4 protein-coding genes are annotated in these 3,335 nt (G+C 68.2%); 1 reads left to right on the forward strand and 3 read right to left on the reverse strand.

Translation table 11 applies throughout. The features are described 5' to 3' along the window. Window positions 1-171 precede the first annotated feature (171 nt). Complete coding sequence (locus tag VFX99_RS15545) at window positions 172-954, reverse strand: patatin-like phospholipase family protein (protein WP_329667198.1); 783 nt, start codon at window positions 952-954, stop codon at window positions 172-174. Between the two features lie 156 nt (window positions 955-1,110). Between VFX99_RS15545 and dinB the strand changes: the two genes are divergently transcribed. Next, a complete protein-coding gene (dinB, locus tag VFX99_RS15550) occupies window positions 1,111-2,307 on the forward strand; it encodes a DNA polymerase IV (protein WP_329667201.1) in 1,197 nt (398 codons plus the stop codon). Between the two features lie 48 nt (window positions 2,308-2,355). Here dinB and VFX99_RS15555 read toward each other — a convergent pair whose 3' ends face one another. Further along, window positions 2,356-2,544 (reverse strand): hypothetical protein, encoded by a 189-nt coding sequence (locus VFX99_RS15555; protein ID WP_329667199.1) that lies wholly within the window; start codon window positions 2,542-2,544, stop codon window positions 2,356-2,358. 114 nt (window positions 2,545-2,658) lie between these two features. After that, a complete protein-coding gene (locus tag VFX99_RS15560) occupies window positions 2,659-2,982 on the reverse strand; it encodes a hypothetical protein (protein ID WP_329667200.1) in 324 nt (107 codons plus the stop codon). Window positions 2,983-3,335 lie beyond the last annotated feature (353 nt).

Genomic DNA, 3,335 nt, shown 5'->3' on the forward strand with positions numbered 1-3,335 from the left:
TCGATGCGCGGCCATGATGGTCGCGCCCGTTCAAGCTAGGCAATCGATTCCGAGGCCGGCGACCCCCTGGCGAAATCCGCCTGGGAGGCGTACAACCACACACCCGAGCGTGCCGGATCTCGGCGATCGCGACGCCTTCCAGCTCACCCCCGGCAGGGATGGGGCCGGTGGTCACCGGGCGTCCAAGACCTGGCGCGCCGCGCGGCGACCTTCGGCGATCAGGCGCGGCACGTCGGCCATCGACCACTGCGCCAGGCCCGTCATCTCCGGTTGGATCAGCACGATCGACGGGTCCTGTTCCAGCTCAGCAGCGCTCGAGGCGACGCGCATCATGCGGACGTTCTCCCACTTCGCATGCAGGCGCACCACGATCACGGTCGAAGCGCCCAAGTGGCGGGCGGCGCTGACCGGCACATTGTCGACCATGCCTCCGTCCGCGAGCACCTGGCCGCGACGACGGACCGGCGGCAGGAGTCCGGGAACGGCGATCGTCGCGCGCAGGGCGACGTTGAGCGGCCCCTCGTCGATCACCACCGGCTTTCGCGTGCGCAGGTCGGTCGCCACCGCCGCGAAGCGTCGCGGCAGCTCCTCGATGAGCGGATCTGCGCCGAGGGTGCGATGGATGGCGTCGGTCACAGCGCCGGAGTCCAGCAAACCCAGCCGGGGGGTCAGCGACATGCGGGCGATCGAACTCCAGCGGAACGCCAGCGCGGCTCGTTCGATCGCCTCCAGCGCAACGTCGGCTGCGTATGCGGCGGCGACGAGCGCTCCGGAGCTGGTGCCCGCCACGATGCCGGGACGGATGCCGCGTTTCCCGAGCTCTTGGAGCACACCCACGTGCGCGGCGCCGTATGCGCCGCCGCCACTGAGAGTGAGTCCCAGCGTGCTGTCATCACCCACGTTCGCCTCGACATCCGGCACATGGCATCCGTGCGCCCGCGTGACAGCAGTCAACGGCGCATCCTTCGCCCCCGCATCATCCGGTGGGAATGATCCGACGTTGTTGCCGGGTCAGGACTGGTTCGCGGATGCTGATGACTGGTCCGACGGCGCGGCATGTCGCCGGTGCGTGCGACCATCCGAGGGAGCGACGACCGGCGGGAGGGTGGAATGCGGGGCGAGGCGACCTTGCTGCACGCCGACCTCGATGCCTTCTACGCCTCGGTCGAGCAGCGAGACGCACCGGAGTTGCGCGGCCGGCCCATCATCGTCGGCGGCGGTGTCGTGCTGGCGGCGAGCTACGAGGCGAAGGCCCGTGGGGTCCGCACGGCGATGGGGGGCCGGCAGGCGCGCGACCTTTGTCCGGATGCCGTGACCGTCCCGCCGCGGATGGACGCCTACACCGCAGCCAGCAGGGACGTGTTCGCCATATTCCGCGATACGACCCCGCTCGTGGAAGGGCTGTCCATCGACGAGGCGTTCTTGGAGGTCGGTGGTCTCCGACGGATCGCGGGATCGCCCGAGCAGATCGCGGTTCGATTGCGTGAGCGAGTGCGTGCGGAGGTGGGATTGCCCATCTCGGTCGGAGTCGCGCGGACCAAGTTCCTCGCCAAGGTCGCCAGCGCGGTCTGCAAGCCCGATGGGCTGCTCGTCGTCGAACCGGAGCGGGAGGAGGCGTTCCTGCTCCCGCTGCCCGTCGAACGGCTATGGGGCGTTGGGGCGGTGACCGCGGAGAAGCTGCACCGGCTCGGAATTCGCACGGTCGGTCAGCTGGCCGAACTCGAGGCCGCCACTGCCGAGAGGCTGCTGGGCAAGGCGACGGGCGCACACCTGCATGCGCTGGCGCGGCTGCGGGATCCGCGCCCGGTCGACGCCACGCGCCGACGCGGGTCCATCGGCTCTCAACGCGCGCTCGGCAGCCGGCCCCGCTCTAGCGACGAACTTGACGTCATCCTGTCGCAGATCATCGATCGGCTCGCCGGCCGCCTTCGCGACCGCGACCGGGTGTGCCGCACGGTGGTGCTGCGGCTCCGCTACGGGGACTTCGTGAAGGCCACACGATCGCACACGGTCCGCTGTCCGACCGACCGCACTGCGGTGCTGCTCGCGGTGGCGCGAGGTCTGCTCGCCGCCGCCCAGCCGGTGATCGAGGAGCGCGGCATCACCCTTCTCGGCGTCTCACTGTCGCAGTTGGGGCGCGCCGACAGCATCCAGCCGGAGCTGCCGATCGATTGGGACGACGGGGCGCGTCTGGACACAGTGCTCGATGCGGTGCGCGATCGGTTCGGCGCGGCATCCGTCGCCCGGGCAACGCAGCTGGGTCGCGATTCAGGCTGGTCGACGCCGCTGCTGCCGGAACACGAGTGACCACGAGCAGCCGATCCAGCGTGGAGGAGCGGGGCCGCAGCGGCTGCTCTACGTCTGGACGTCCAAGACGACGACGGTGCATTCGTATTTATCGGACCATTGCTTCTCGACGATGCGAGTCGAGCGCACGACGCCCTGATCGGCGTTCATCGCCTGTGCGGCTCGCTCGAGGATGGCATCTTCGTGCACGTCGACGGGACGCTCTTGGAATGTGATCGTCAACTCGTGATTGCTCATGGTGTCCTTTCGATGCGGCGGTGACGAGCGGAGTAGGTCTAGCGTCGACCAGATCGAAGCCGGCGACAAGAGGTTGTCGTCACGGTCGCCGCCCTGGCGACATCGGGGCGCCGATCACATGGGTTCGGGAAGCAGGCGGAAAGTGCCGCTGCTGGAGCCCGCGGCAACCGCCAGAGCGGCAAGCCATCTCTTATTCAGTGGGCCATGTCGGGGGGCGTCGTAACTGAAGTACAGGGGTGTGCTCTTCGAAATCCACACAGTGCCGTGGTGGCCCCTTACGGGTTCGGTGGCATCCCCGTCGACATCGGGCTCGTTGTCCCAGCTGAAGCTGAAGCTCTCATCGCGTCGTAGCTTCGTCAGCATGACGGCTTGGAGGTGTTGCAGGCCCCAATCCTCGATCTGGATCGCGGGGGCGGCTCCATAGAGCAGTTGTCCCATCGTGTGCAGCCTTTCGGGTCACGGAAAGGGTCTATGCCAGGGTCCAGGGCAACACCCCCACGCTAACCGTTCAATGCCGTCACCGGCGGCCGCGTCCGCGATGGGCACTGAGAAAACCGAAGGCCCCCTGCGGAACAGGGGGCCTTCGTTCGTGACACTCAGCCAAGGTTGGCTACCCGGCTGGTTGCCGGTGTCAGCGGCGGTCGTTGCGCTCGTCGCGGTCGTAGTGCTCGCGGCTGCCGGACTTGGCCAGGCCACGGCTGATCATGTAGCCGATGGTGAGGAGGGTGGCGAAGAACCACACCTGCTCGGCGCCGAAGCCCTGACCGTCTTCGTTGCTGTCCACGACGGCG

The sequence above is a fragment of the Microbacterium sp. genome (genome assembly GCF_036277215.1).
In the GTDB taxonomy this organism is placed as follows: Bacteria; Actinomycetota; Actinomycetes; order Actinomycetales; family Microbacteriaceae; genus Microbacterium.

Bases quoted from the DNA above. Each gene is read 5' to 3' on its own strand.
- dinB (WP_329667201.1), top strand. From the start codon at position 1,111: ATGCGGGGCGAGGCGACCTTGCTGCACGCCGACCTCGATGCCTTCTAC.
- VFX99_RS15555 (WP_329667199.1), bottom strand. From the start codon at position 2,544: ATGAGCAATCACGAGTTGACGATCACATTCCAAGAGCGTCCCGTCGAC.
- VFX99_RS15560 (WP_329667200.1), bottom strand. From the start codon at position 2,982: ATGGGACAACTGCTCTATGGAGCCGCCCCCGCGATCCAGATCGAGGAT.